Annotated in this window: 1 protein-coding gene; it reads right to left on the bottom strand. The window is 73.0% G+C overall.

Going from position 1 to position 2,999, the window contains the following annotated elements; translation table 11 throughout:
• Positions 1 to 2,999: amino acid adenylation domain-containing protein (locus ACFV61_RS13020; protein ID WP_380491623.1), on the bottom strand; the 2,999-nt coding region annotated here is incomplete at both ends.

Here is a 2,999-nt window from a genome sequence, read left to right as displayed (position 1 = left end):
CGCTCCACCACCGCCCGCAGCAACCGCCCGAACCACACCGCCAGCGACTCCACCGTCTCCCGGTCGAACAGATCCGTCGCGAAGTCGATCGCGCAGTCGATCCCGGCAGGTTCGCCGTCCGGGCCGAAGACCTCCTCCATGATCACGTTGAGGTCGAACTTGGCGACCCCGGTCCCGGCCGGCAGAGTCTCGACGTGCAGTCCGGGCAGCTCCAGTTCGGCTTGCTCATTGCTCTGCAGGACCAGCATCACCTGGAAGAGGGGGTGGCGGGCCAGCGACCGCGCCGGGTTCAGCTCCTCCACCAGACGCTCGAACGGCACATCCTGGTGCCCGAACGCCCCCAGATCCGACTCCCGCACCCGACCCAGCAACTCCGCGAAACTCGGGTCACCCGCCGTATCGGTGCGCAGCACCAGCGTGTTGACGAAGAACCCGACCAACTCGTCCAACGCCTCATCCGAACGACCGGCCACCACCGTGCCGATCGGCACATCCGTCCCCGCACCCAACCGGGTCAACAACGCCGCCAACGCCGCCTGCACCGTCATGAACAACGTCACCCGATGCACACGCGACAACCCCACCAACCCACGATGCAACTCCACACCCAACGGCAGCACCACCCGGTCACCCCGATGCGACGCCACCACACCACGCGCACGATCCACCGGCAACGCCAACTCCTCCGGGAGATCGGTCAAGATCTCGCGCCAGTAGTCGAGTTGACGCGACAGCAGGCCGTTCTCGTCCGACTCCTCCCCCAGCAGTCGGCGCTGCCAGAGCGCGTAGTCCGCGTACTGCACCGGCAGCGGCTCCACCACCGGCACCTCGCCACCGGACCGCACCGCGTACGCCGTCGACAGATCCCGCAGCAGCGGACCCATCGACCAGCCGTCGCTGACGATGTGGTGCAGCACCAGGAGCAGCACGTGGCTCTCCTCGGCCGTCCTCAGCAGGGTCGCGCGGAAGGGGGGTTCGGCCGCCAGGTCGAAGGGGCGGCGGGACTCCTCGTCCACGGCGTCGGCCAGCGCGTCGGCCGGGCAGTCCCGGCGTTCGACGGCGACCCGGGCCTCCTCGGGCGGCAGGATCCGCTGGTAGGGCTCGCCGTCCGCCTCGGCCACGAGCGTGCGCAGGCTCTCGTGCCGCGTCACCACATCACCCAGCGCCGCCTCCAGCGCCGCCACGTCCAGCTCGCCGCCCAGTCGCAGCGCGACCGGCACGTTGTAGAGCGCGCTGGGGCCCTCCATCCGGTCGATCAGCCACAACCGCTGCTGCGCGAACGACAGCGGCACCCGCTCCGGACGCTCGACACCTCCCGACAGCACCGGCCGGCCGGCCGCCGCACCCGAACGGGCCGCGAGCCCCGCCACCGTCGGCGCCTCGAACACATCCCGCACCCCCAGCTCCACCCCCAGCACCGACCGCACCCGGCTCAACAGCCGCGTCGCCAGCAGGGAATGACCACCGAGCGCGAAGAAGTCGTCGTCGGCGCCCACCCGTTCGACGCCGAGGACCTCTGCGAACAGCCCGCAGAGGATCTCCTCCTCCGCCGTCCGCGCCGCCCGGCCACCCGCGAACTCCGCGAAGTCCGGCGCCGGGAGCGCGGAGCGGTCCAGCTTGCCGTTGGCGTTGAGCGGCAGCACCTCCAGCCCCACGAAGGCGGCCGGCACCATGTGGGCGGGCAGTTCGGCCGCGACGGCGGCGCGCAGCTCGGCCGGGTCCGACGCGGCCGGGCCGACCAGGTAGGCGACCAGCCGGGCCCCGCCCGGGCCCTGCTCGTACGGCAGCACCGCGGCCTGGAGCACCCCTGGCTGCGAGGTCAGCGCGGTCTCGATCTCGCCGAGTTCGATCCGGAAGCCGCGGATCTTGACCTGCTGGTCGGTGCGGCCCAGGTAGTCCAGGTCGCCGTCCGGGCGGCGGCGCACCAGGTCGCCGGTGCGGTACATCCTCTCCCCGGGCTCGAACGGGCAGGCCACGAACCGTTCGGCGGTCAGCTCCGGCCGGTTCAGGTAGCCCCGGGCCAGACCCGCCCCCGCCAGGTACAGCTCGCCGGGCACCCCGGCCGGCACCGGGTTCAACCGGGAGTCCAGCACGTAGGCGCGGAGGTTGCCGAGGGGGCGGCCGATCAGCGGGCGCTCGCTGTCGGCGAGGCGGTGGTACAGGGCGTCGACGGTGCACTCGGTCGGGCCGTACAGGTTGTACGCGATCAGGTCCGGGGCGTCCCGCAGGGTGGTCCACAGGGCCTGGCCGGTGGCCTCGCCGCCGAGCAGCAGCAGGGCCGGCGGGCAGCGGGTGAGCAGTCCCTCCTCGATCAGCTGGTCCGCGTAGGTGGGAGTGAGGTCGAGGACGTCGATCCCGGTGCGCTCGGCGTGGCGCACCAGCGCGGCGGCGTCGCGGCGCACGTCGTCGCCGATCAGGTGCAGCTCGTGCCCGGCCGCGAGCCAGAGGAAGCCCTCCAGGGAGGCGTCGAAGGACAGCGAGGCGGTGAGCGCGACCGTCAGCCGGCGGCCCGGCCGGGCTCGCTCGACGGCGGCCCCGACCTCGGCGCGGTGGAAGGCCAGCAGATTGGCGAAGTTGCCGCGGGAGACCACGACGCCCTTGGGCCTGCCGGTGGAGCCGGAGGTGTAGATGATGTAGGCGGCGTGCCCCGGGTGGGCGGTGCCGGGCAGGTCGTGGTCGTCGTGGAAGGCCCACAGCTCGTCGTCGACGGGCAGCACGGTGCGTCCGTCCAGCGACTCGGCGAGCGGCCAGCGGTGGTCGGTGAGCACGACCGCCGGGGCGGAGTCGGCCAGCATGTGGGCGATCCGCTCCGCCGGGTACTCCGGGTCCAGGGGCAGGAAGGCCGCGCCGGCCTTCAGTGTCGCCAGCGTGGCGACCACCGACTCCACCGAACGCGGCAGGGCGAGGGCGACCACGGTGTCCGGCCCGGCGCCCGCGGCGGCGAGGGCGCGGGCCCGCCGGGGTGGCCCGGCGGTGATCGACCCCAAGGTGCGCCGCAC

The sequence above is a fragment of the Kitasatospora sp. NPDC059817 genome, from assembly GCF_042731835.1.
In the GTDB taxonomy this organism is placed as follows: Bacteria; Actinomycetota; Actinomycetes; order Streptomycetales; family Streptomycetaceae; genus Kitasatospora.
The sequence above is the reverse complement of the archived record's forward strand: the minus strand, read 5'-3'. Positions and strand labels throughout refer to the sequence as shown.